The sequence below is a fragment of the Polystyrenella longa genome, assembly GCF_007750395.1.
Taxonomy (GTDB): Bacteria; Planctomycetota; Planctomycetia; order Planctomycetales; family Planctomycetaceae; genus Polystyrenella; species Polystyrenella longa.
This window is the reverse complement of sequence record NZ_CP036281.1, coordinates 5,612,025-5,637,174: the sequence shown is the minus strand read 5'-3', so window position 1 is coordinate 5,637,174 and position 25,150 is coordinate 5,612,025. Positions and strand designations below refer to the sequence as shown.

Genomic DNA, 25,150 nt, shown 5'->3' with positions numbered 1-25,150 from the left:
TGTAACAAGAATTGTGAACTGTAAGCTAAGTAGATTCTCCCAACGTCGCGAAAATATTACTTATGCATTCTACCACCGTGTTCGGGACATTCGATCTTACTGCCGATGGGCTCTCGATACCAACGTAGGATGGTGTCGGAGGGAGGGGAGATGGTTCCGGTGTTGTTCAGAAACTTTCAACCAAGCAGTTTCCCGTATCGTAAATTTATTCAGCCGACGTTGAAAACGAGTGATTCCAAGTGGTTGTGTTGCTGATGAAGGATGGTTTTCGAACGAGATTCGTTCTGAAGTCATTAAATTGGTATCTGGTTCGACACGAAAAGCATCATCTGGGCGCAGCGGTAGCGCGGATTGGCGCAAGATTTGGAGTTTATTAGCGAAGCGGTTTCACGCCGCGTCGCGGTAGTAATACTTGAGCAGACCGCCGAGACGTTCGCGGCATTCAACCTTACCGGCGACGCATCCAACGTCTTCATCAGGATCAATCAGCTGATTGTCGAGTCCCTGATGGTTCCGCTCGGAATGGTAGTGAGCGACGTATTCTTTCAACGCTAGTTCGAGAGAATGTTGGCCGAAGAAGACTATCTTGTTCAGACACTCCGATTTCAGACTTCTCATGAATCGTTCGAGATGTGCATTCATGTTCGGACTTTTCGGAGGAAGCAGCACCGGTTCGATTTCAGTCTGTTCCTTCAGGAAAGATCGCAGTGGTTGAAAGGACGTGTCGCGATCCAAGATCAGATGCGAAGCATGCTCCAGAAAACCATCGTCGCCGGTCAGATTGCGTGCAACTTGTGTCACCCATTGTTTATTCGGGTTGGTAGTTATGCCTGCGATCTCGACTTTACGGGACTGCAGCTCCATCACCACCATGACGTAGAACGTCGTCAAACCCGTTTTCGTCCTGACTTCTACCGTGGTGAAGTCGACAGCGAAGATCGCTTCCCAGTGGGCTTCCAGGAATGTTTGCCAGGACATCGAAGCAGGGCGATCGGGAGCAGGTTCAATGCCATGAGCTTTGAGCACATTTCTGACAGTCGTGTCGGTGACGTGAAAACCAACGTTGGACAAAGCACCCTGAATTCGATCGGCTCCCCACGTGGGGTTCTCGTTCGCAAACCGCAGGATCTGTTCGACGATCTCCCGACGGATGCAAGGTCGACCAACTAGTTTCTTCTTCGACGTATACCGAGCAATCAACTCCCGGTGCCAACGGAGGATGGTATCGGGAGTGAAGATCGCGCCGAGTTCACTCAGTAACTTCCGACCAAGCTGTTTTCCTTTGACTGCCAAGCGACGACGCTCATTGTCATTCAGCAGCACCCGTTTCTTACCGAGCTTATTGCAGAGGATACTATTTTCGGTCTTGAGATATTCAATCGCCAATTGCTGTTCGCGATTCACCCAACTTGTAAGAGCGTAGACGAGCAGGTGCCAGGGCTGCATCACAGTTTCCATCTATTCAGTTACCAAAGTGCGGAGGAGGGTGACTTTGAAACTATAGCCAGTCTCTGAGCAGTAGCACTCGCGAAACGTGTATTGATGCCAGTCTTCACGAGCGGAGACAACGATTGTATTAAATGTAGCGGCGAGCGTAGTTGCCAACTCGTCTGAGAATACATGCCGTTAGCGTTTCACAAACCCCTTAATTTGCAGTGTTTAGAGTTCGGCTGAGTTTTTTTACGATACGGGCGCAGGGACTTGAACCCTGGACCTACGGATTAAAAGCTCTCTCCGTAGTTTGTCCCAAACGCTTATTTAACAAGGCTTTACAGCCAAGTTGGTTTAGTGCAGCGAAATCTTTCGGATTCCAGAAAAGACTATATTTATAGACTTTGATAGAAGCTCAGTTATAAAAAGTCTGACAAGAACTCTGACATGGAAGTTCGGTGCAAAACCAGTGATGGTTATTCCTTTGAGAGTCTTTGTTAACCGTACTCAACCAAGGTTCATTTTGCAATCGTTTGCAAAATGAACCAATTCTTTTATTAGTACCTACTCCAGAATTTCATTCAAGTTCTCTGCGAACACCACATTGCTCATTTCTGAAAGGGCAAAGAGTTGGGTAGCTTCTTCAAATGAAAATTATCGAGTGAATACTCCCGCCGTATACCCCAGACCGTTACCGCTCCAGATAACCAGGAATCGATCACCATCCACCTTCATGAGTTGCGTGACGGTCGGATTCCATTGACGGCCAAGGAGTTCTTCATTGATGTTTTCAGAATCAATGATCGCCGCTCCAGAACCATCGAAAAGGTGCAATTTAATATTGTAGCCACTTACCGAGATCTGATGGTACCAGACGACGAAGTTCTCTGTACCGAAAACTCAGACGGCTTAAAACACTGCAAGTTCCGGTGTCTGTATGAGACTGGCCACCTCGATTTCGGACGACCTTATGGATTTGCTCATCACTTAACAATCACATAGTTATTGCTGTAATCAATGTGGCGTGTCTTCTGATTCAACTTGGTCATAAAGTTAGGACTATCGCCGGCATGGTCGAAAGTCGAGAACGTCTCGGTTGTCTGCTCACGTATTAATATCGCGACGCACCTTGAAACAGCCTCGAATAGATGTCAATCCTCGTGTTGTGATACTACGCAACTGTTGCGCTCGAATGGTCCTTTTCGCATCGAATCCGAAAACAGCCCTCAGGTCACGAAACGAATGTTGGCTGAATATTTTTACGATACGGGGATCAATCGTGTTGGACTCACGCTCTTTTGATATTCAGTTGTTGCAGTCAATTGGAAGTCTAACAAAGTCATTGTATGCTGACTTTGGAAAGTAACTATCAGAATAAAGGTGTCCACATTGATAAATAGCGACAAGCTCAGCAGAAGAACTTTACTGTGCTACAGCACGGGAAGCATCGTCGAAACGAGCATCTTCGCGTTCTGTGGTTTGTACCTGTTCAATTTCTACACTGATGTCGTGAAGCTCTCACCGATGTTGATTGGGATCGCGCTGTCGATTCGTTTCTTCTTGGATGCCATCTCGGATCCAGTTATTGGGTATTTATCCGATAAGATTAAAAACTCCCACGGGAGGAGAATTCCCTGGTTTGTGCCCGGTGTGATAGGAGGAGTTATTTCCTTCTACTTCCTGCTAACTCCTCCACTAGGATGGTCACAGATTAGTCTCTTTTTTTATCTGGCTGCATTTTCTGCCTTTCTGGTACTTTCTCTGACCATTTTCGGCATTCCCTATCTGGCACTTTCTTGGGAATTGAGTTCCGACTATCACGAGCGAACTCGAATTTCAACATATCGACGAATTTTTGAAGTGTTCGCAGAGATTGTTGCCAATTTGATGATACCAGTGGTATTGGCCGTTTCCTTATTTGGGATCACACAAGAAGCCTCGGCATATCCAATTGCGGCTGTTTTCATTGGCGTTCTCTGCCTGACCTCAGTATTCATTGTTTGCGTAGGGGTTAAGGAGTCAGTAACAGATGAAACAAACTCGGAGGCCTCGCTGCTTAGCCAGCTTAAAACCGTATTTCGGAATAAGCCTTTCCTGATTCTCTTATCTGCGTTTACCCTCATTTCGATTGCTGATCGCATCTGCATTGCGTTGCTGTTCTATCTTCTTGAGTACCTTCATGAAATACCGAAGGAAGATGCGATCCCGTATTTCTTGACCTTCTTTGCCGGTAGCTTACTAAGCCCTGGATTGTGGATGATACTGGCGAAGCATATTGAAAAAAAACAATGTTACCTCGTCGCTATGGCAGCTTGGGAGTTTTCTTTTGCGTCTTTTGCCCTGCATAGTTGGAGCCCTCATATTCTACATTGTGTGGTCTTTTTAATGGGTTCGGCAAGTAGCGGTGTCTTGACGTTACCCGGTGCGATTGTGCCTGACGTTATTGAGTATGATCAAATCAAAACTCGACAGCGGAGAGAGGGATTATTTGCAGGCGTCGCAAAATTTGCGTGGAAAATGGGTTCCAGTACCTGTTTTCTGGTAATCGGATACTTGCTATCCCATATCGGTTATGAGGGAGAAAAGCCTTCAGTTGAAACATTGTTTGGTTTACAGGCGATCTTCATTGTCGGACCGGCATGTTTAATTATCACCGCCATGATCGTGTTTTCGTATTTTCCGATCACGAAGGTTCGGTACATCCGAATTCGAAATATCCTGGAACGTTACAATGCAAGGAGGAGCGAAGGAGAAACTCGGGAACTGGAAAATTCATAAATTTTGATTGGCTATTCTGCTCTTGGGTTATGATCGTCTTACGGCATCCAAAATGTTCGCGTACGTGATGTCTGTTGCACCGATTTGCGATTGCACGAAGCTACGTGCTCTTCGTCCCAGCATATTTGCTTCTTCTGGAGTATCAATCCATTGCTTCAACAATAAGTAAAGCTCTCTTTCACAGCGAACCATACAGGCCACATCATTCTCGATTAGATCTTTCACAATTGCTGCAAAATTAAATACATTTGGTCCAAAGCAAGTCGGCAATCCAGCTGCAGTGGGTTCGAGCATGTTCTGTCCGCCGTGATTGGTTTGAAGACTACCTCCTACAAAAGCGAAATCCCCAATTGCCCATAACTCCTTTAAAAGCCCGACAGAATTAACAATCATAACTTCGGCTGGTTGATGCTTCCTGCAGTCGTATGCGCTTTGGCTCAACCGGTGCGACACTCCCTTATCTTCCGCGATCTGGGCGATGTCGCAGGCGCGTAGGGGCTTTCGGGGTGCCAGAATCAAGTAGAGCGAGGGGCAATGTTGTCGAAGTTCTCTGAGCGACTCGATCAGAATGGCTTCCTCCGGAGCGTGAGTGGAGCCGGCGATGAGTAGCAGATCGTTAGTTGAGTACCCCCAAGCTTCCCGGGATATTTCATGTTTACTTCCAGCACATGCATTAAATGAGGCACTGTCGTATTTCATGTTTCCGGTGACGCAAATGATTTCACTTCGGTCAGGAATTAGAGACCGTATTCGCTCTGCATCGGTGCTCGCTTGCACTCCCCACCATGAAATGGCCCGCAGAGGCTTTCTCAGGAAGAACATCACCCTCTTATAAGATTTATAATCTAAATGATTCATACGAGAGTTGGCGACATGAACGGGCAGTCGACGACGCCTGGCTTCATCGAGAAGGTTTGGCCATAATTCCAGTTCTGAAAGGACGACCAGCCGGGGGGAGACAAGTCGAAAGAACGCACGCATCGTCCAACTGAAATCAAAAGGTAGGTAATGTACGGCCACATTATCTGCGAACATCCCCTTAGCCACCTGATACCCTTCCGAGGTATAAGTTGTGACCATTATGGCGAAATCGGTATTCGAAACGAGTCGATGAACCAATGGTTTCAGTAAGGTGATCTCTCCTACACTGGCCCCGTGCAGCCAGACACATTGGGAGTTACTCGAAGGTGGCTTAACCTGTTTACGCCAAAACATTTTCTGCCACACGACCGAACGAAAATCAGGCTCCCGCCAAAGTCTGAATAACCAATGAGGCAAGTAATAGCACGCCAATGCAAGGTATACCGTATTCCGGAGAGAATTCATTTATTGGCTGTCACTTCCACGAAATGTTCGTAGTCTTCAATTGTATTTATGGACAGCAGTTGGGCTGAATAAGGAATGGCCAGGGATAATACTTTTATATCAGTTTCCAATGCTGAAAGTTGCTCCAATGATTCTTGAGCTGCCCGGTCAGATATCCCGTATTTTGAAATCTTCTTCAATGAAGAACCGGTATAACCATAGACTCCGACATGCATCTCAATAGTCGAGTCCATGATCTTGGTTTGTCGCTTAGAGAGCAATTGCAAATCGCGTGAGAAATCGAAGACTCTCCGATCGGGACCAACGAGGACTTTGACAACGTGGGGATCAAGCTGTTTCTTAATCGGAAGAGAATCCAAACTGGACGATAGCGTGATCATGTATTCCTCGCCATTTTTCCCTTTCAACAAACGGGCCACGCGTACCAGATGCAGTGGATCAAGTCCGACTTGATCTGCCTGAAGGATGATGACCCCAGCTAGGTTTAAAATTTCCGATCTTGCTAAATCGTCAATGAACTCAACAACGCGAGACGTACCAGAAAGATGCTGTTCACGGGACTGAAATGTCTCGACGTCCTCTTCCATTGCAAAATCAATCAGTAGGTCTGAGTCACTGGCTACAATTACATTTGGGATAATTCCGTCGGAAACCCGTGCTGCATGGCGTGCAATCCGAATTGAATAAGCGATTAAAGGGCATCCGGTCCGGTTCAGTATCAGTTTTCCCGGCAACCGTGATGAATTCAGGCGTGCTGGTATCACAATTGGAATTGCGGGCGAGTAGCCGAACCTTTTACTGGAAGAATTCTCTGTCATACTTTGGGGAGTCCGAACGTGACCAACCGCGAGCACTGTGACAACTGAACTGGTGGCGATTCTTTGAGCATACGTCTCCAGAATTCGCAGTCAGCTCGCCGTTTAATTTGGTTGAACTCCATTTGTAGAGTCAAGACTTCATCCGAGGTTAAAAACTCCTTCATTGTTTCGGATAGCTTGCTCATGAAAAGCTCCGGGTACCAGTAACGCTCCCATGTCGCTGTATCGAAACATATACGGGCGATAAGAGCATGATTAAGCCAAATTTCATCCCAATTGACATCGTAGTGAAACTGGCGTTTAAAACGATGGTAAGCAATTGGGCCCCTCAGGAACAGAATCGGGACCCGAGTGAAAAAAGCCTTAAGAGAGAGCAGCGCCTCTGAGCCGCCCCATCCGGTCATTCCTTGAATCCAAGACAATTTGGGATAGAGATTTCGAGGTATAGTGTAACCCGGACCACGTAATGCATTAGATTGATGCAGCCGTCGCCAGCTCGGCTTCAATTGCCAATTCGCGCTAAAAAAACCGTTTAGGGGACACAGCTGAAAAGTGGCACCGTGAATCAATTTGTTTTGGGGTTCAAAGCCTTGAATACCAGGGCTGACAATTGCCGATTTTCTTATGGCGATTTCAGAGCACTCGTCAAGGCAATCGGGTGTCAATCGTTGATGACCGTCGAGAAAAGAGATCACGTCCCCTGTTGCGATTCGTGCTCCCTCATCTCTCGACGCTCCTACGCCAACGCGTTTTGAATGGTATATCCGCACGGCTCCTCTTGCTTCAATCTCGTTACAGGAATCGTCTGTCGACCCATCGTCGATGACGATAATCTCATGCAATCGAGATGTATTAGTCTGAATGGAATTGAGCGTTCTGACGAGCTCTTCTCCTTCGTTGTATGCCGTGATGACTACAGAGATTTTCATCACTCTCGATCCACAATTGTCTAGAAACAGTGTTAGATAGAAGCGGCAGCTTTATTACTTGCAAGATACTCCAGATTTATATCCCTTAGTTTCGCGCAATCAACAACCCCAGAATAAGGATAAGAATAACAGTGTTTGTGAGCAGGAGTCCGGTCTGGATCATTTGAATAGATGAGACCGCCTTCTCTGCTGTGACTGCTGTAGTTGCGGGAGTAGATCTCTCGCTTGCGGCGAAACCACCGCCGTCGTCCGGAGTTGGTTCTGGAGGTAGCGACATAATGTCCTCTTTCAATAATAAACAAAAAATGAAACGTACATCTCGTTCTAAGAGAACGAAAGAGTGTCATAAAGGGGGGGGGATCTCTGACTTTTCACGGTAGTATAAACGGAGATCCACCTGACAGAGAACGTAGAAGCAATCAGTCGAGCGGAATTAAATGCTCATAATTCGGCGAGAACCGATTGTCGTAATCCCGGGAACATCCTGATAGTAGGGATAATCTGCCACGGGGATTCTGGTTTCCGGGCCAAGCGTGACTGACTGATCATTCAGCAGCAAGTTGAGTAGTTGGTCAGATTTATTTTGCAGGTTCAGGGTGTAATCAGCATTACCACGCAGATGGAGTTCTTCGCCTTGGGGAAGGTTCGCCAGAAATGAACGAGCTGTCTCCTTAAATTTATTGTAGATGCCATCGTTTACATCCGTTCCATTTCCAATTCCCGGGTTTATCGCCCAGTGGTATTGCGTGATGGGACCGATTGGTTTGATACCTACCAGTTCCCGTCGTATCGATAAATCATAACATGCGACAATTTTGAGGACGGCATCGTAATAGAGAGCGAATACTGGAGGTCGATTCGTAGGGTCACTTGGATTGCCTCGGTCTTCGATAAAATGTTCCAGCTTCGATTTCAGATTCACTCTATCATGCTGTCTCGCCGTTTCTATGAGAATTCGGTGACATTCAGGCACTCGTTTGTCATTCGGATCTGTAATTTTCTCCCAGCCCATTTTATCTCCAATGTAATAAGTCGTAAAACAGCGTTAAACTTATAGTTAAACCGATTTTTCAGGCTCTCTGATTCATCTTCAAAAATTCGACAGGCATGTGTAATTCACTTTAATCGAGTGTGCTCACAACCCGAAATCCATTAACAAAATCTGCAGACTGGAGTGGATAGTTACCCCGCCTGTTGGCCGATCTCAATTGCTCCTCCGTCGAAGAATAATCCCCTCCACGTGTTACATTCTGAAATTCGTAGGTTCTGCCGTTTTCTGGATTTATCTCAGGAACAAGAAGCGGTTTCAATATCGATGCAATCGATTGACCACGCTCCAGCCAATAAACGTTCTGACACCATTCCCTGACATTGCCATGCATGTCGAACAGACCAATATCATTCGGCTTCAAGCTGCCCACCGGATGTAGAGATACGCGCGCATTGTCGCTGAACCAGGCGTAATCATTCAACAGTGCCGGGTCACTTCCAAAATGGTACGATTCCTGAGAGCCTGCGCGACAACAATATTCCCATTCGGCCTCTGTAGGCAAACGGTAACCTGCTCGTTCTATGAAATCGTCAGGTAATGTCATTCCCGGTGCAATTTCCAGGTCGGGAGGATAGCACCACTCCGATTCTGGAATACCTTCCACTTTCGACAGCCAGCGGCAATATTCAACCGCATGTCGCCAGTTAATAACGTTCACTGGGTGGTTTTGTGTCGGTGCGCGTTTGTTGAATTCGGAACGGTACGAGAGACGTGTTTCTTCTTGGGATGCCGAATCAGGTAGTTTCGGTTGCAAATCCAGAAAGTTTTTCATCGTAATTTCTTTTGATGAAATCGCAAAAGAATATTCTATTGTCTCTTCGTATTGCATTTCATCCCGTGCATCTCGTTGCGGTTCCGTAAGAGGGGATCCTGAGGTGAATTTAATGGGGGCTTGCAATTTTACCATGGTCAGTCCCGATTTATTGACAAACCATTCTTGACTGCTGTTTTCATTCGCTGATCGACTCATCCGGTTTATAGTTAAACGCAGATAATCGTCTTCCCCCCAGTTTCTGAGCAGCAGCTCGGCAGCAGAATGGATTCCGGAATCAGGAGAGTTTTCAAATAATTGAACGGCCTTCTCCACCACTTGTTTTCGTATTGCATTCGGCGCCCGAGACCGGTTTCTGAATGTGGCCAGCGAACGCAGCAGGGAAATCGACAATTGAGAATTAGAGGTTGTATTCAGTTTTTTAACTAATCTCTCTGGTTTAGCATTCAACTCACTAATTCGACGTTCGCAGTGAGAAATCAAATTGAGATTTTCGGTTGAACTGAATAAATTCCAGAGCGGTTCCTCTTTTCCTGTTTCAAAAAGCGAGACAATAGCGTTGGCTTTCAGCTTTGTGACACTGAAATGAGCCTCAGAATTGGATTCGGGAGGAAGCTCCGAAGATGCAAACCTTTCCAGGTGAGATGTCATTAATGGTTGTTTAGTTGCCTCCGCCTGTGAGAAAAGAACTTTATGCTGAAGCGGAGTGGCTATCGTCAGCAACTCAGCTATCTTCTCTGAGTCCTCTCCATAAAATCCTGTTAAAACGTTCGTCGCAGTTAGTCGATCGATATCCGGGACACTCTGGCTTGCATAAATGTTCTGGAGATGGGGTAGCAAATATGTCTTTACTGGTGAGAGGGTTTTTAACCATATGGTGTAATGGCCGGGGTTGTCCGCAACGTCTTCAACGAAATATTCCGCAAGGAGTTGGGCATGGTCAATCCATAAAGAATCTTCGCTCTGAATGCTGGCATGAGAGTCTCTCATTAGATAACTCAGGGCCGCACCAGCCCTGAATCGTTTTGGTGTGATCAGAGATTTGCTAGAGAGGTCATCCTTGAGTGTCTGATGAATTCTCTCTAGCGACTTAGCTCTAATCAAAGCGTCACAAATGGCGACGAACTTTTCGGGAGAGGAAGTGAGTAATTCTCGATACAAGAAATCATCCTGTCGTGAATCCACCGGTAGCAAGGCAAGAGAACTCTGTAATCTCTGGTCAGTCGAGATGTCGTCTGATGCGAGACGTTCTCTTAAAACTGGGTTGACGTAGGACCGATATGGCTCCATCTGGTCTACTATTTCGCGAACATTTTCGATATGAGACGTCATTAATGCCGCGACTAGAGACTGTGCCCTGCTTTGCCGATACAACTCCCTCCCCCACCATGCAGACAGGGAGAGCAGCAACAGAAATGTGATTATTCTTCGAAAGTGATGCGATGACGACTTTTTGAAAAAGTGAGAGACACTTGGCGTCCGATTCCGATATTCTTTCGGGGTGAGAGACAATACGCGTAGCCAGTTCCAAAATGAGAGGAGATTTCCTCCCTCGCTTTTGGTCGACCAGATAGCGGCTTGTTCCGCTAGATGTAATTCAGCGCGACCTCGCAGGGTTTCTCGTTGTTTACGTGTCAACCACTCGTTCAAGGAGGGAACGAGATAATCGTGCGTCAACTGGTAATAGAGACGATCAGACTTCGAGTTGCTCTCATATCCATTCGGCTCATCATGGGTCGTAGGCGACACGAGTTTTAGCTCGGTATCCAAAATACTCATCAACTTTTTAAACTGTTCTGGGCGATGCGAATAACCGGAAACCTGTAATAGCTCTATGTAAGATTTCTTCTTTCCTTTGATAAAGGAACCACTTTCCAGTAGCAATTCACTAAGAACGGCGCGTACTGCTGACTGATGGTATCGATATTCAGGATTGGATTTTGGGCTATCAAACGATTCTTCCAAAAAAGTAACGCCTACTCCCTCTGCACCTCCGATTCTGTTCAGAGCTTCTGGAGTCCAACTGCGGTTTTTCATTAATTCCGCGAAGAGTGCGAGGTGAACCGGAATGACTTTGTCATCCGTTGCCAATTCTAACACCGATTGTTTAACGAATGACTTCTCTAAAGCGGTCAGATCGGTGGAGATGGCGTCATAAGCAATCCCCATGGCAATTAGAACTTTTTCTGCGTGACGCAAATTAAAGAGGTCGATAGCCGTTAGGTTTTCGCCAGGGACAAGAGGTATATCGAGTTCGGTAAATAAATCAGTAATCGCCATCCAGAAATCGTCGCGAACACTTAAAATGCATTGAAGGTGAGTGCCATTGCACTGCCTGAGCACATTGACGAGGTCAACTCCCTCCGCGATCGAATGGGAGTGCAACCATTGCTCAAATTGATCAATGATCAAGACGAGCTTGCTTCCATTGAAAACCCCTTTATTACGGCGGATGGATTTGCATGCCTCCAATAAGCCGCCATCGGATGATATCTCCGGCACTTGGCTGCTAATCGCTCTAAGTATACTGGGTTCCGTACCCGAAGTTGATGCTTCAATATACACCGGAACGATTGTTTCGTTGAGGCTGGGAATAATGCCAGCTTTGAGCACGGAGGATTTACCGCAACCACTCGGACCGTAGATCAAGCCAACACGGAATGTTTTCTCAGGATCACTCTCCTCCAGTTGGGATTTCCAAAACCCGACAATTTCTGGAAGACCGGCTTTGTTCTTGGGGCCAGGGATCAGATTGAGGAAATAGTCCGCATCCTCAGCACCGAACGATCTCAGTCCTTGAGGAACAATCATCATCGAACTGGGGTGCGACCATTGACTTCCAGACGTCCGTCCCGAGGAATGAGATAGTGGCTGTCTTAATGCTGTGGGAAGGTGAGAAAGTGAGCTATGGTTCAGGAACTCTCTAATTTCTGTAGATACATCCGAAGCAAGTTTGTAACGATCACTTTTTCGGTGAGATAGCATCTTCATACAGATTCTTTCCAGCTCCGCCGGAACCGAATCATTTACGTGTCTGATAGGGCGGATGTCGCCGTAGCGGTAGCCTTCTATTTCTGAGCTGCTAAACGGTCTCCGGCCAGCGAGCAATTCGTAGAAAAGCACCCCCAGACTGAAAATATCTGAGCGACCATCTACCAGGTGTCCCTCTCCCCGTGCTTGCTCCGGACTCATGTATGCCGGAGAACCAACGGGCGGACCTTCTTTGCCGTAATCTTCTTCGCGCAAGGCGATTCCGAAATCCGAAATGACGGGCTTTTCATCATTAGTAATTAGGATGTTTGCCGGCTTAATGTCCCGGTGGACAATCCCTCGCGTATGAGTGAACTGAAGTGTTTCAGCAATGTCGGCAACCAACTCTGCGGATGCTGGAATCGAAAACCCATGACGCTTGATCCGGCAGGCAAGGTCTCCTCCCTCAATATACTTTGAAACGATGAAACATTTCCTTGTTTCATCCTGCCCAATGTCATATATCGGAACAATCCTTGGATGATCCAGCTTAGCGAGTATCTGTGCTTCCGTGAGGTACTTATCCAGTTCTCGACGAGATTGAATTCGATGGCGATGAGGAACCTTAACTGCTACCTTTCTTCCCAGCTCACTGTCTTCAGCGAGATACACTCGCCCAAACCCCCCTTCTCCGAGTATTCGCAAGATCGCATATCGCCCAAGCCGATAAATGTCCTCATTCCAACTGGGTTCTTCAGATCGTTCGTTAGGGATTCCATTCTTTGCATCCCTTTCGAGTGCGCGCCCCGGATTCTCGTCATTGTTTAACCGAAGAGATATCGAATCGAGGCCATTCTCCACTTTAGGATCATAGAGTTGAGTGGGAGAAGTCAGCGCAGATCGATTAGCCCATCCGCGCGCTTTGATCTGATTCAGGGCCTGTATCTCGTGATCATTATCATGTGCGTTCGCGATACCATCGAACAATCCGCCGATGTCGCCGGCGTGTGAAGATTCAATCATCTCCATTCTCTGGGAGCAGGGTATGCATTCAGTAAGATGTTCGGCGATCCTTGCGATATCATCATCACCCAGCTCACCATTATTGAACTGAACCATCTCGTCGTTAGAAAGACAATCGCCTTCTATAGACATGGAGAATTAACCCTATTAATGACAGAGTCGACGAGTAAGTTATCAAAGGAAAAACCAAGCCTTGTCGAAAGTCAGCTTGTTAAGAAATAATGACATAGTGAGAGTCGAAGTTCAGGAATCAGAAAGCTTTGTCACGGTTCGTAAAGAGTATTTACGAAAAGCTATTTGAATTGAAGTCAATTCGAAAACCCAGGTAGAACAACCTTGTTGAAATTTGAGAATGTCCTGAAAGCATTAGTCATCTTACACGAAGAAGAAGCCCGAAGATTCAGATATACTATAGCTGAAAGCGCCCGAACAACTGACTTTGAATTACAGGACTCCCTGAAATAATCATAGCCAAAGATGCGATGCTAAAATCACGTTGGGGCGATGGGTTTTTCGTCCTCATCCAGTGGGGCATTCTCAAAAGTCTCCAATGAAGGACATGGACCGACTTCCGTAAGAATGTCGTCGCTCATGAGTTGGCGAAGACTTTTCATTATACGACTTTTCGTGACACGAATCGCCGTTGGAGACTTATTCAGTATTTTAGCAACTTCATTTGCCGTCATAGACTCAAACACGAGCATCTCGAAAGCTCTCCAAGAATCTTCATCGATCCTAGCGGCGACAGTATTAAGGGCTATCAGCATTTTCTGTTGCAGTTCTGAATTCCTATCAGAACTATCGTCTGTCCTGGGCTCAATAACTTTATTTTGAAGATATAGATTCATACTTGTGCCGCCCCGCGCGTCACCCGTGCTTCGGTTTGCTTTTCGGAGAAAATCTATCTTTCTGTGGTTAGTAATCACCCACAACCATCGACGAAATGAACCCTTCTGACTTCGAACTTCAAAGTCATCAATCGATTTATAGACGTAAGTCAGAACCTCTTGAGTTACATCGGAAGAATCCTCGAATCCCAAGCCTGTCCGTGAACACCATTTGTAAATAAGGGGGCCGTAGGTATCCACCAATCGATTCCAAGCCTGTTCTTGATGGGCTTTTGCCTCGCGAATGAGATTCGCGGAAGTGCTTTGACTGTTGTTATTTCTTAGACTCATCGAGTTGTCCGGGCTGGAAAAACATGAAAGTCTTTCCATTAGACAACATATTGTGATATAGTTCTAGGCCCAGAAACGTGAACATATGCATCCACTCAATTGGATGCTGACAAAGTGGTGTACATACATTTTTCACACAGTTCGGCCCGTCATCACTAAGAAGCTGAGGAAGAGTGAAGGCAGCCCATTTCCCAATCATCTTGTGGCAAGCATGCTGTGAGAACGGGAATGCGCGTGGGCCGAACTGTGATATCTAGCGGGGCAATTTTTTAAGCCACAGCATATTGATCAGAGACCTTTAATGAGGGTTCAGTTGAAAACAGTAAGTTAATTTCATGTACAATAAAGTAATTCCGGCAACGAGGGCACTCGATTTCGCACCCCTCGCGTTTAGACTGTAGACGGATTGCCAAAGCCATTGACGCAAACTGAGTAAGGACTTCAATACGATTCCAGCATTCTGGACAAGTTGTTTCTACGACCGTCCTTGATGTTCTTTGGGAGGCCACTTTAACTCCTTTAATACCGGACACTTTCAATTGACTCGTTACACCTACTTCTTCGCGGTTTCCAATCAGGGAACACTCACCCCTTCCACTTAAAACAATGTAACCAATTGGGTATGCCCATTTTTTTGGCCGCCCAAAATTCGAAGACGTGAGTATTCTCCAAAGTTGACTACAGTACTAGGGGCATTTGTGGTGGAAATGACTTGGAGCACTGGCCCGCACTCACTATTAATAAAGCGTTCAGGCGTTACAGGTGATTTCGTTTTCAAACCAAAGACGATACTGTGAAAAATATTCAGCCGAGCTTAAATACTGCTAATCAAGTGGTCTGTCAGCGACCGGCTACCCCTGGTGGTGATCGCCCTCGCAAGCTGGGTGCATCGCGAGCAGCAATTGGCGATTGAATACTTCAAGACCTAATGGTCATTTTTGCTTCGAATCTAATAGCTGCGGTCAGGTCGTGAAACGAATCCCGTTCGAATTTCATGGCTCGTCAGCAATACAAAGCCTTGGAATCACTCGTTTTCAGTTTGGCTGAGTATTTTTACGACACGACGTTGTCCAATGTCAGTTTTCACATCACCGACACGACTTTCAGAAATGTGCTCAAGACGAACGGTATCGAGCCTGCACCAGACCGTCCCGCTTCCATGTCCTGGCAGACGTTTCTCAAAGCTCACTGGGAAGCGATCTTCGCCGTCGATTTCACCACGGTAAAAGTCTGGACGAAATCCGGTCTGACGAAGTTCTACGTCATGGCGGTGATAGAGCTGAAGTTCCGTAAAGTAGAGATTGCAGGCATCACAACGGAACCCAACACACAATGGGTAACACAAGTTGCACGCAATCTGACCGGTGACGATGGTTCCTAGAGCATGCTTCTCATCTGATTCTTGATTGCGATACCTGTTTCCAACCACTACGAGGTTTTTTGAACGATCAGGCTCAGATTGAATCAGTACGGGGTTGCTCAAGTATTACACTGCGACGGGGCGTGAACCGCTTGGATCACAAAATCTATTTCTTGTTACCATCCGCAATACCGCTGAGATCAGATGATGACTTTAGCTTCGAAACCGACAACAATTTACTGACCGCAGAACGATTCTTTTTCGAAATCCGAGGCTCGTCAGCTGCTCAATTACTTAGAGTCACTGTTTATCAACGTCGTCCGAATTTATTTAAGATACCGGGGGAAGAAAGATAAAGAGTGATTTGATCAAGAATGTTTCTTATAAAGTAGACTTTTTTATCAATTAAAAATGCCGAAGGATTACTTGGAGGGCATTACACAGTAGAGATCCTGACTTCTTGAGAGTTTTGAGGGCACCTATGAACCATGAGAGTGTACTCATCCTGAACGAACTGGATGATCGACAATTAATTCGTCTGTTTCATCGCAACAAAAATGAAAGTGCGTTTACACTTTTAGTCCAAAGGCACGGTGCGATGGTACTGCGAGTCTGTAGAAAGAATTCAGCTACAGAGCAGGACGCTGAAGATGCTTTTCAAGCAGTGTTTATGGTGCTTGCAAGCAATGCCAATAAAGTTAACTGGAAAGGTTGTTTGGCTAACTGGTTATATGGCGTTGCATTTCGAGTTTCCTTAAAAGCAAAGACCACTATGCAAAAGCGTCCGCGGGAAATCGATTTCAAAAATGATGTCGCTGACGAGGAGACTTGGCAGGCTGACTGGTCCAACGAGATGGAGCGAATTCTATATGAAGAAATTCATCGGTTGCCAACGAAATTACAGGAGCCGATTCTTCTTTGTTCGCTCGAAGGCCATACCCGTGAGCAGGCTGCTCAGACGTTGGGAGTGAAAGAATCGACTTTGAAGGGACGCCTCGAACGAGCACGAGAGCTCTTGAAAACCCGAATGCTCAAGCGAGAGGTTGTTTTGCCATCTTTCATACTGACAGGCGGCTTGATCTCACAAGTTTCCGAAGCAGGATTCTCTAGTTATCTTACTTTTTCACCATCTGCAGTGGCAACGAATTTAACTCTAGAGACAATTGTCTCGAAAAAGCTGGGCGCTGCTTCGGTCAAATTAGCTCAAGGAGAACTTGCAAATATGTTATTGATTACTCAATTGAGAGCTGTAGTTGCTATTGTGCTGTTCCTGGTTATGGGAAGTTTATTGGTACCTCACAAAAGTATCGGAAACGACACCACGGACAAAGTCGCAAATTCCAAACATCCTGTTGACGATATCGAGAAGAAACTAGTTGGAAAGTGGCAGATAATCTCTGTCACGGATGGAGGAAAGATTCGTACATTGGACTCGGAGAATGCATTCATCTTCAGCGAAAACACGCTTAAACTTATCAGCAATGGAAAACCTAAAACGAATCCGATAAAGATCAATGTATCCGAAAAACCGATGTGGCTAGATCTGAAGCTACCAGATGGGCAAGTTTTAAAAGGGATATTCGAGGTGACTGACAAAGAGTTTAAGTTCTGCTTAAACGAAAGCCCCGGGCCTCGCCCTACCAAGTTCGAATCGGTAAGTGGTTCATCGCCCAACGATCTGTTAATGATCGCAGAAAGAAATGCAGAATCTGAATATGGGGGGGGCTGGTCTGTCCCATGGGGCTTGCCGACATTCAAGTCCTGGGAGCCTGCTCAATCAGCACGCTTTGTGCCATACAAACGGCTTAGTCTGCGAAGGTGGGGACGCAGAGACCGAAGCAGCGAACATTCTGACTCAACCTTTTCCTTACGTCGAATCCGGTTCCAGGACGCTTCTTTACCGTGTGGAAGCATGACGAAGTCCTTGCCATCTCAATAGACAACTTCCTCGTCATGCTTCCACACGGTAACGCGTTCGCCACACATTACGACGTCCTCAGCTACTTCAGGACTGGAATAACGCCACAGGTCATCTTGTCCGTACTATGGGCATTCCTTCATTTTCGGGGTCCTTATGAGTTTCTGAAACGAAGAGATCACATTCGTCATGCCATGTTTGATTACAAGTTGAATGTGGCGTTCACTCATCGTGCCGATCACTCGCCCCATGTCTACAGTCCAGACTCGGTTGCCATTTGGTTGTAAGACACCGGGGCCGACCTTCTTTGTCCAGGCATCATCTAGCAGATCAATTAGCTTGGTTCTGTCTACTTTGAAAATCGAGGGCGTCGCTTTGTTCGGATTCGGGACCAAGTGGTTCAAAACGTATTTCACTCGATTTCCACGTGCCGATCCATGGCCGTGAACGAGTCCACTCCGATCTGTCGCTAAAAAAATACATTACACATTATCAAGCTGAACGAAATCATCAGGGCGTCGCCAATCGGTTGATTGACCCTAATGAAGAAGTCGTATGCATCGCAGGCAAGATCGAATACCGCGAACGTCTCGGCGGTCTGCTCAAGTATTACTACCGCGACGCGGCGTGAAACCGCTTTGCTAATAAACTCCAAATCTTGCGTCAATCCGCGCTACCGTTGCGCTCAGATGATGCTTTTCGTGTCGAATCAGATACCAATTTAATGACTGCAGAACGAGTCTCGTTCGAAAACCATCATTCATCAGCAACTCAACCACTTGGAATCGCTGGTTTTCAACGTCGGCTGAATATTTTTACTATACGAGCAACAGGTACTATTTCGTGCGATAAAACGCCTGAATTAAGACTAGGTCTGCAGTAACGGCATTTTCTTTCTCTAGACAGCGTACAGGAAATGCCGTGTGCGTCAGCGTCTAAGTGGGCGGTAAAGAAAGCCGTTCACTATTTCTAGAGGCAGTTTTGACTTATTGAAAACATCTCTTGAATTTTAAACGATTTTGCGCTAAATGTCGTTGTTATAAGCAAGTCCAATAATACCACAAACATCCTTCTCGAAGTCGCGTTTATTTCGATGTCGATTTCCGGGAAGTATGTCGAACCGTACTCACATCCCAAAAGTCCTAAGAAGTATACGCAGTCGCAACTGCTCTCGATTCTGATCTTGAGGGCATATCTCAAGACCACGTATCGAGGCATCATTGAAATCCTCGAAACATCGGAGCTGCTCCAAAAACGATTACAACTAACGCAACTGCCCAGTTACTCTACGCTCAACTACTTTGCGGATCGATCACACGTGCTCGATATCATCGATAAAATGCTGGCGGACATCATCAAGGAGTTCGCCCCGACTGCCGAGTAGGCAACAATCGACTCGACAGGCATGGAGACGACCTCCATGAGTGCGAACTACAAAACACGAAGTGGGAAAGACCGCAAAAAGTACGTCAAACTGTCCGTCTGTGTGTTGGTGGGCACGATGTTACCTGCCAGTCTGGTAGTCAGTTGGGGGCCGTATAACGACAAACGTGAAGCACGACCGTTACTCGCTAAAACAAAATCGGTGACGCGACCCCAACGTCTGTTCGCCGATAAAGGTTACGACGCGGAGTGGGTCCATGAATTCTGCCGTGAAGAGTTGATGGACACGGAACACCACTGAGTGCAGAGGTTCACAGTGCTTCTCCCTCGGAAGTGAAACTGATTGAATCGCTGCTCGACTATTCCGTTATTCTTTATCGTGATCCGGATCGACTGCTGTATGATAAAATCGCCGACAGTGACGCGCTACATTACCGACTCTTCTGGCATCGAGGGATTGAGTTAGTCACACCCCACAAAAAGAATCGTAAGAAGAATCCAACTCAGGATGGTCGATCCTTACGCCGCTACCGCAAACGCTGGAAAGTCGAACGCACGATCAGCTGGCTGAAAAACTTTCACAGACTGGTTGTGCGTTACGAATATTACGCTCACCTGTACCACGGCTTCGTGCAACTCGCTTGTCTGTTCACTATACTTAAGAGGTTTTGAAACTGCCTCTATCCGACACACTCCTGAGCTGATTTTCTATAGTTCAGAAATGCGGACGCCATGTTGAGCCCGGTCAGAGTATGGCGGCAGTTTTACATTCTGTGGGAGTGAGCGTATCGACCTGGGGGCCCTAGAAATAGATGGCCTTAAGAGTAAGCAGCTTGGAATTTTCAGATCAAATCCGTCTCGAACTCGAAGCCCAACTCATCCGTCGACTTCTCAACCCACACTTTTCATGAAATGAAATTGCTAAAGTCAGCCTCCCAATAAATACCGTTTCCCTTACGGACCATCATTGTAAACTTACCTTCATCAACCCATCCCGCCTGTTCTTTTAGTTGCAATAGACATCCCCAATTCGAAGCTGTAGTGCCTAGAATGACCCTTTGAAGTTCTTTTTTTGACTGATAACCAAACAGAACAGCATAAAAACTGGTGATCTCAGGCTCGACATCATATAAAATTCTGACATTATATTTCTTTGTAGGATGTACGTAATTCGTCTTAGAGAAGCGAATGTATTTCATGTCTTCATCAATGCACTTTTGATAGGCCGCCTGTATGCTTTTTGTATCCCAATCGTATATAGACGATAGCCATTCCATAGCTTGAATCATGCTGGCCAAGATTATGCGTTTTTTTTCGTACTGTGAAGAACTGAAATAAGCTGTAAGATCAATTGTCCAAAAGAATTCAAGAATCCCCAATCCATAGTCATGTATACTTTCTTTTGAAGGCAAACTATGAGTTTTGTTGAAAATCAAGATGTTCACTTTGCGTATATTTCCAGTGTCGAGCTTTTCTCGTCGTAAGTGGTCCACATAATGCATGAGTGAAGCATCGCTTACATGAATGAAATCACGTCGAAATTCCTTTCCAGAAACCCCGTCAATCTCTTTGGCTGGTGTTACTGATATGTCTTTTAGTGTCATGTTTATTTCAAATATAAAGAGATTCGTCAAGTGATGATTGTACGTAGATACTAGAGTGGACTCAAAAGCGATTCGGAATTTCAACTAGGGACGTAGGTTTCCTGGTAACTCATGCAAAAGAACGCTTCTATAATAATCTACCATGCCGCTTTCCCAGTCCAGAATATTTTTTCTACCCATAGTAGCTTCGATTGTTAAGGTTTTGTAATTTCCACCTGCACGATTTAATTTGTTTACCTGTGAGTTTGCTCTATAAGTCGTGCCGTTCCTTGCAAGTCTTCCAGAAGTAATGCCTATTTTAAGTGGAGTTCCAGTACCTCTGTCATATATTACGTAGCCGTACTGGAGTTTGTTGCTCAGTCTAGAATTGCCGTGACACGCATTATGGACCAGCACGCCACCCGTCCCCACATGGTACACGTGGTCTACTTGGACTTCTAGATTATAAACCGTATGCGGACCGGCTCGGGGGGTGATGGATTCGACGTGCGAGGTGCCGTGCAACGTGACGACCTCTTCTCCTTCCCGAAGTTCATCCGCCCTTACAAACTCCTGCCGATCTTCTGACCAGAAGGGGTGTTTAGGTGTCGCACCAATTGCTGCTGCTTCGGAGGCGATTTTGACGTCCAGCACTTCTTTGCCCGAGTGCCGGAACGTCGCGGTCACCACGCGACCGGGACCTGACGGGATCTCCGGACAAGCTTCAATGTTTAAGACTTCGGCTTCCGAGTCAATACCCAGTTCCGGGATGAAGAGGGGGATCGTTTTACCGGTTTCGGCATCTTGGAGGGTAAGCCATTCTGCTGGTCTTAGCAGTTGAATATCTGTCTGTGAACTATCCTCTTGGATAATTTTTAACGTCAGCAGTTTCCAAGTCTGAGGATCAACATCTGCCCCAAACTCGTAGTCCTGTTCGTCAGTCGGATTCTCTGCCCAGACTTTGAAACCGGGAGTTATCTCATCGATCCGTTTGTGGCCGGTGGTGTATTGGGGACTGCTCGGAGCGACGCTGGCCTGAACCTGTTTCGCCGAACTATTCGATCCGGGCCAGAAGCAGAGCACGCTCGCTGTGCAACCTAGGAGCAACAGAATTGCCGCCAGACTGTTGAACAGCCAGCCTGGAAGCAGCGAGGACGAAGTAGGCGGTTCAACATCAGCAGGTTGCCATCCCGCGGATTTAAGCATCGTTGTTGATCTCCTTACTGATGTTTCCTCTGGAATGTGATCTTCATGCATAAAATCAACTTCGGCAAATATATCATCCACAGGCAAAGAGTTCTCTTCCTTGATTTCCGGAACAGTCTCCAGCGTGGGTGAGGGCAATCGTTTCGGAGTTTGTCTGGTGATGACCGCAGTCTGTTGACGTTTCTTCGCCTCGCGTCGTAACAGGTGAGCTCCCAGGGCACTGGCACCAATCACCGTCACGAACGGTAACAAGGGAGCCCAGTCGTCCTCTTCCAAAGTGATCGCAGTTGTATGACTGTGGAGCAGTTCCTGAGGATAAGCAACCAACGTATCCCCCACAAAGCATCCTTTAAAGAACTTTCCGATGCCACGTGAGAAGACAGGACTGGAGAAAGAGAGAACGTCTAACAGGCTCAGCTGCTCACCGCTGGCGATCTTGGTAACTGCACCTGCAAGAGTGGCTAAGTTTTGGAATTTCTGATACCCGCGAGCGAAGCTATATCCCCAACCGGTGGAGCAACTGGAAGATCCCCCCGAAATCACCATTCCCATCGCAATCCCGATGACATTTCCAGCAACATAGACACCGGAATTGTAATCAACATGGTCTTCCCCATTGTATACCGAGGTACGGACGTACCGGGTCCCTCCCAATGTCACGCCATCAGAAATTCGGCTTTATATGTTCTTGGTAGTATTCAAAAAATTCTTGCAACGAATACGTATATTCGATGGGCGAATTCTTCATATCTGCTGCACACAAGAAACTTATCGCTGCGTAGAAATCTTGACTGTTTACCATAGCTGAAGTCGTATGTACGCCTTCACTTCTATCGTGGTCTAATTTATAAGCCCAATCGGAAGCCTCTTCTCGACTAATATCCCCATTGATTAAGGACTCATAAACAGACGCTAGAGTTGCAAATGAAATCTCCATTAGTAGGTTCCTATATATTCACCTAGTTCATCGAACATGTAATGCACTTTTGCCCCCCCAGTTTCTGGGCGAATTACCCGCACTCTTCCTTGATGATCAACCGACTCCATCCATGTGCGAGATTGATTATTCTTGGGATTTATCTCGTTTACTTTTCTAGTCCCTGCAATCCTTCCTGGAGTATTTGCAGGCTTAGTTCTACCGTAATAACGAATTCTTCCATCCGATAATTTCCTCACATTTCCCATGCCAACATCTTCAGCATATCGGAAATGTTTAGTAAGTAGTCGTTCACCACATGCATTGTGTACCAACACGCCACCAGATCCCACATGGTACACGTGGTCAACCTGGACCTCAATATTATAAACGGTGTGTTGCTCCTCACGTGACTTAATTGATTCCACATACGACGTGCCATTCAGCGTGGCTACTGTCTCACCCTCATTCAATTCATCCGCTCGCACAAACTCCCTACGATCCTCCGACCAGAAGGGGTGATTGGGTGTGGCCGTATCGTAAATTTATTCAGCCGACGGTGAAAATGAGTGATTCCAAGTAGTTATGTTGCTGATGAGCGATGGTTTTCGGACGAGATTCGTTTCACTGCTCGAAGCTGATTGTCAGATTCAATGCGAAAATAACCTTCCGAGCGCAGCGGTAGCGCGGGATCATAACACGAGGACCGACATCTATTCGAGGCTGATTCAAGCTGCGTCGCGATAGTAATACTTGAGCAGCCCACCGAGATGTTCGCGGCATTCAACCTTACCTGCGATGCTTCCGACTTCTTCACCAGGATCAATCAACTGATTACCGAGGCCCTGATGGTTCCTTTCAAAATGGTAGTGAGCGACGTATTCTTTCAGCGCTCGTTCGAGTGAGTGCTGACCGAAGAAGATCATCTTGTTCAGGCATTCGGATTTCAGACTTCTCATGAATCGTTCGAGATACGCATTCATGTTCGGACTCTTCGGCGGAAGCAGCACCGGTTCAATTTCAGTCTGGTCCTTTAGAAAACTGACCTGCCCGTATCGTAAACATATTCAGCCGACGTTGAAAAAAAGTGATTTCAAGTAGTTATGTTGCTGATGAGCGATGGTTTTCGGACGAGATTCGTTTCGCTGCTCGAAGCTGATTGTCAGATTCAATGCGAAAATAACCTTCCGAGCGCGACGGTAGCGGGAAATCACAACACGAGGACCGACATCTACTCGAGGCTGATTCAAGCTGCGTCGCGATAGTAATACTTGAGCAGCCCACCGAGACGTTCTCTGCATTCGATCTTGCCGGCGACGCATCCAATTTCTTCATCAGGATCAATCAACTGGTTGTCCAGTCCCTGATGGTTTCGTTCAGAATGGTAGTGAGCAACGTATTCCCGCAATGCTCTTTCGAGAGAATGCTGGCCGAAGAAGATCATCTTGTTCAGGCATTCCGATTTCAGACTTCTCATGAATCGTTCGAGATACGCATTCATGTTGGGACTTTTCGGCGGAAGTAGCACCGGTTCGATTTCAGTCTGGTTCTTCAGAAAAGATCGCAGCGGCTGGAAACAAGTATCGCGATCAAGAATCAGATGGGACGCGCTTTCCAGGAAGCCATCGTCGCCCGTCAGGTTACGTCCAACTTGAGTTACCCATTGTGTGTTGGGATTCGTTGTGATGCCTGCGGTCTCGACTTGCCTTGATTTCAGTTCCATCACCACCATGACGTAAAAAGTCGTCAGACCTGTCTTCGTCCAGACTTCTACCGAGGTGAAGTCGACAGCGAAGATGGTCTCCCAATGAGCTTTGAGAAACGTCTGCCAGGACATCGAGGCAGGGCGGTCAGGTGCAGGTTCGATTCCGTTCGCCTTCAAGACATTTCTGATGGTCGTGTCGGTGATGTGAACCCCAACATTCGCCAGAGCACCCTGGATTCGATCAGCTCCCCACGTTGGATTCTCTTTCGCGAACCTCAGAATCTGTTCGACGATCTCCTGTCGAACACGTGGCCGGCCAACTTGTTTCTTCTTCGACGAGTAGTCCCATTTCCGGGCGATCAACTGCCGATGCCAACGGAGGATGGTATCAGGAGTGAAGATGGCCTCGAGTTCACTTAGTAACTTCCGGCCAAGCTGCTTTCCTTTGACCGCCAGGCGACGACGCTCGTTATCGTTCAGCAGGATCCGTTTCTTGCCAATCTTATTCCGGAGGATGTTATTCTCCGTCTGCAGGTAGTCGATCACGTGTTGTTGTTCACGAGTCATACAACCAACCATGGTGAGCAGGAACAGGTACCAGGACTGCATCTGTAATTCCATCAAATCAGTTACCAAAGTACAGGGGAGGGTGACTTTGGAACTATAGCCATTCTCTGAGCCCTAGCACTCGCGAAACGTGTATCGCTGCCAGTCTTCACGACCGGAGGCAACGGTTGTACTGAATGTAGCGGCGAGAGTTGTTGCCAACTCGTCTGAAAATCAAGGCCGTTGGTGTCTCGCAG

22 protein-coding genes are annotated in these 25,150 nt (G+C 46.7%); 7 read left to right on the top strand and 15 right to left on the bottom strand.

Features of this window, described 5'->3' with window-relative positions; translation table 11 throughout:
• Positions 1-387: 387 nt before the first annotated feature.
• Positions 388-1,446: an integrase core domain-containing protein gene (locus Pla110_RS20675; protein ID WP_144998806.1), complete on the bottom strand. Its 1,059-nt coding sequence runs from the start codon at positions 1,444-1,446 to the stop codon at positions 388-390.
• Between the two features lie 639 nt (positions 1,447-2,085).
• Entirely contained in the window at positions 2,086-2,265 is a 180-nt protein-coding gene (locus Pla110_RS20670; RefSeq protein WP_144998804.1) for a hypothetical protein, read from the bottom strand.
• A 546-nt stretch (positions 2,266-2,811) separates the two neighbouring features.
• Here Pla110_RS20670 and Pla110_RS20665 point away from each other — a divergent pair.
• Complete coding sequence (locus Pla110_RS20665) at positions 2,812-4,209, top strand: MFS transporter (protein ID WP_197440355.1); 1,398 nt, start codon at positions 2,812-2,814, stop codon at positions 4,207-4,209.
• 27 nt (positions 4,210-4,236) lie between these two features.
• Here Pla110_RS20665 and Pla110_RS20660 read toward each other — a convergent pair whose 3' ends face one another.
• The 6 genes from Pla110_RS20660 to Pla110_RS23020 all read right to left on the bottom strand — a co-directional run bounded on the left by Pla110_RS20660 (position 4,237) and on the right by Pla110_RS23020 (position 14,276).
• Positions 4,237-5,424: a 3-deoxy-D-manno-octulosonic acid transferase gene (locus Pla110_RS20660; RefSeq protein WP_197440354.1), complete on the bottom strand. Its 1,188-nt coding sequence runs from the start codon at positions 5,422-5,424 to the stop codon at positions 4,237-4,239.
• 107 nt (positions 5,425-5,531) lie between these two features.
• Entirely contained in the window at positions 5,532-6,353 is an 822-nt protein-coding gene (locus Pla110_RS20655; RefSeq protein ID WP_144998798.1) for a cytidylyltransferase domain-containing protein, read from the bottom strand.
• A complete protein-coding gene (locus tag Pla110_RS20650; RefSeq protein ID WP_144998796.1) occupies positions 6,350-7,282 on the bottom strand; it encodes a glycosyltransferase family 2 protein in 933 nt (310 codons plus the stop codon). Before Pla110_RS20650 ends, Pla110_RS20655 begins: the two co-directional genes overlap by 4 nt.
• A gap of 433 nt (positions 7,283-7,715) precedes the next feature.
• Positions 7,716-8,204: a hypothetical protein gene (locus Pla110_RS20645; RefSeq protein WP_144998794.1), complete on the bottom strand. Its 489-nt coding sequence runs from the start codon at positions 8,202-8,204 to the stop codon at positions 7,716-7,718.
• A 199-nt stretch (positions 8,205-8,403) separates the two neighbouring features.
• Positions 8,404-13,230: a bifunctional serine/threonine-protein kinase/formylglycine-generating enzyme family protein gene (locus tag Pla110_RS20640; protein ID WP_144998792.1), complete on the bottom strand. Its 4,827-nt coding sequence runs from the start codon at positions 13,228-13,230 to the stop codon at positions 8,404-8,406.
• A 359-nt stretch (positions 13,231-13,589) separates the two neighbouring features.
• Positions 13,590-14,276 carry an RNA polymerase sigma factor gene (locus Pla110_RS23020; RefSeq protein ID WP_197440352.1) on the bottom strand — a complete coding sequence of 229 codons (687 nt, stop codon included), beginning with the start codon at positions 14,274-14,276 and terminating at the stop codon, positions 13,590-13,592.
• Between the two features lie 994 nt (positions 14,277-15,270).
• On the opposite strand from Pla110_RS23020, the gene Pla110_RS20630 reads away from it, so the two are divergent.
• Both Pla110_RS20630 and Pla110_RS20625 read left to right on the top strand, forming a co-directional pair.
• Positions 15,271-15,657, top strand: coding sequence for a hypothetical protein (locus Pla110_RS20630; protein WP_144998788.1), 387 nt, complete (start codon positions 15,271-15,273; stop codon positions 15,655-15,657).
• Between the two features lie 460 nt (positions 15,658-16,117).
• Positions 16,118-17,575, top strand: a complete 1,458-nt coding sequence (locus Pla110_RS20625; RefSeq protein ID WP_261342455.1) for a sigma-70 family RNA polymerase sigma factor — start codon at positions 16,118-16,120, stop codon at positions 17,573-17,575.
• A 104-nt stretch (positions 17,576-17,679) separates the two neighbouring features.
• Here the strand turns inward: Pla110_RS20625 and Pla110_RS22750 are convergent, their stop codons facing one another.
• Positions 17,680-17,970 (bottom strand): hypothetical protein, encoded by a 291-nt coding sequence (locus Pla110_RS22750; RefSeq protein WP_197440350.1) that lies wholly within the window; start codon positions 17,968-17,970, stop codon positions 17,680-17,682.
• Between the two features lie 11 nt (positions 17,971-17,981).
• Here Pla110_RS22750 and Pla110_RS20615 point away from each other — a divergent pair, with 11 nt between their 5' ends.
• The 4 genes from Pla110_RS20615 to Pla110_RS20600 all read left to right on the top strand — a co-directional run bounded on the left by Pla110_RS20615 (position 17,982) and on the right by Pla110_RS20600 (position 19,609).
• Complete coding sequence (locus tag Pla110_RS20615) at positions 17,982-18,185, top strand: hypothetical protein (protein ID WP_144998782.1); 204 nt, start codon at positions 17,982-17,984, stop codon at positions 18,183-18,185.
• 462 nt (positions 18,186-18,647) lie between these two features.
• Entirely contained in the window at positions 18,648-18,938 is a 291-nt protein-coding gene (locus Pla110_RS20610) for a transposase (protein WP_144998780.1), read from the top strand.
• A 6-nt stretch (positions 18,939-18,944) separates the two neighbouring features.
• On the top strand, positions 18,945-19,238 hold the full coding sequence (locus tag Pla110_RS20605; protein WP_261342454.1) for a transposase: 294 nt from the start codon (positions 18,945-18,947) through the stop codon (positions 19,236-19,238).
• A 32-nt stretch (positions 19,239-19,270) separates the two neighbouring features.
• Positions 19,271-19,609, top strand: coding sequence for a transposase (locus Pla110_RS20600; RefSeq protein ID WP_231742720.1), 339 nt, complete (start codon positions 19,271-19,273; stop codon positions 19,607-19,609).
• 233 nt (positions 19,610-19,842) lie between these two features.
• On the opposite strand, the gene Pla110_RS20595 is transcribed toward Pla110_RS20600, so the two are convergent.
• The 6 genes from Pla110_RS20595 to Pla110_RS20570 all read right to left on the bottom strand — a co-directional run bounded on the left by Pla110_RS20595 (position 19,843) and on the right by Pla110_RS20570 (position 24,956).
• Positions 19,843-20,541, bottom strand: a complete 699-nt coding sequence (locus Pla110_RS20595) for a hypothetical protein (protein WP_144998774.1) — start codon at positions 20,539-20,541, stop codon at positions 19,843-19,845.
• Positions 20,542-20,625: 84 nt separating this feature from the next.
• On the bottom strand, positions 20,626-22,386 hold the full coding sequence (locus tag Pla110_RS20590) for a polymorphic toxin-type HINT domain-containing protein (protein ID WP_144998772.1): 1,761 nt from the start codon (positions 22,384-22,386) through the stop codon (positions 20,626-20,628).
• 4 nt (positions 22,387-22,390) lie between these two features.
• Positions 22,391-22,663, bottom strand: coding sequence for a hypothetical protein (locus tag Pla110_RS20585; protein ID WP_144998770.1), 273 nt, complete (start codon positions 22,661-22,663; stop codon positions 22,391-22,393).
• Positions 22,663-23,187 carry a Hint domain-containing protein gene (locus Pla110_RS23215; RefSeq protein ID WP_197440710.1) on the bottom strand — a complete coding sequence of 175 codons (525 nt, stop codon included), beginning with the start codon at positions 23,185-23,187 and terminating at the stop codon, positions 22,663-22,665. The genes Pla110_RS20585 and Pla110_RS23215 overlap by 1 nt, the downstream gene beginning before the upstream one ends.
• 183 nt (positions 23,188-23,370) lie before the next feature.
• Positions 23,371-23,652: a transposase gene (locus Pla110_RS20575; RefSeq protein ID WP_261342286.1), complete on the bottom strand. Its 282-nt coding sequence runs from the start codon at positions 23,650-23,652 to the stop codon at positions 23,371-23,373.
• Positions 23,653-23,888: 236 nt separating this feature from the next.
• Positions 23,889-24,956, bottom strand: coding sequence for an integrase core domain-containing protein (locus tag Pla110_RS20570; protein ID WP_197440348.1), 1,068 nt, complete (start codon positions 24,954-24,956; stop codon positions 23,889-23,891).
• Positions 24,957-25,150 lie beyond the last annotated feature (194 nt).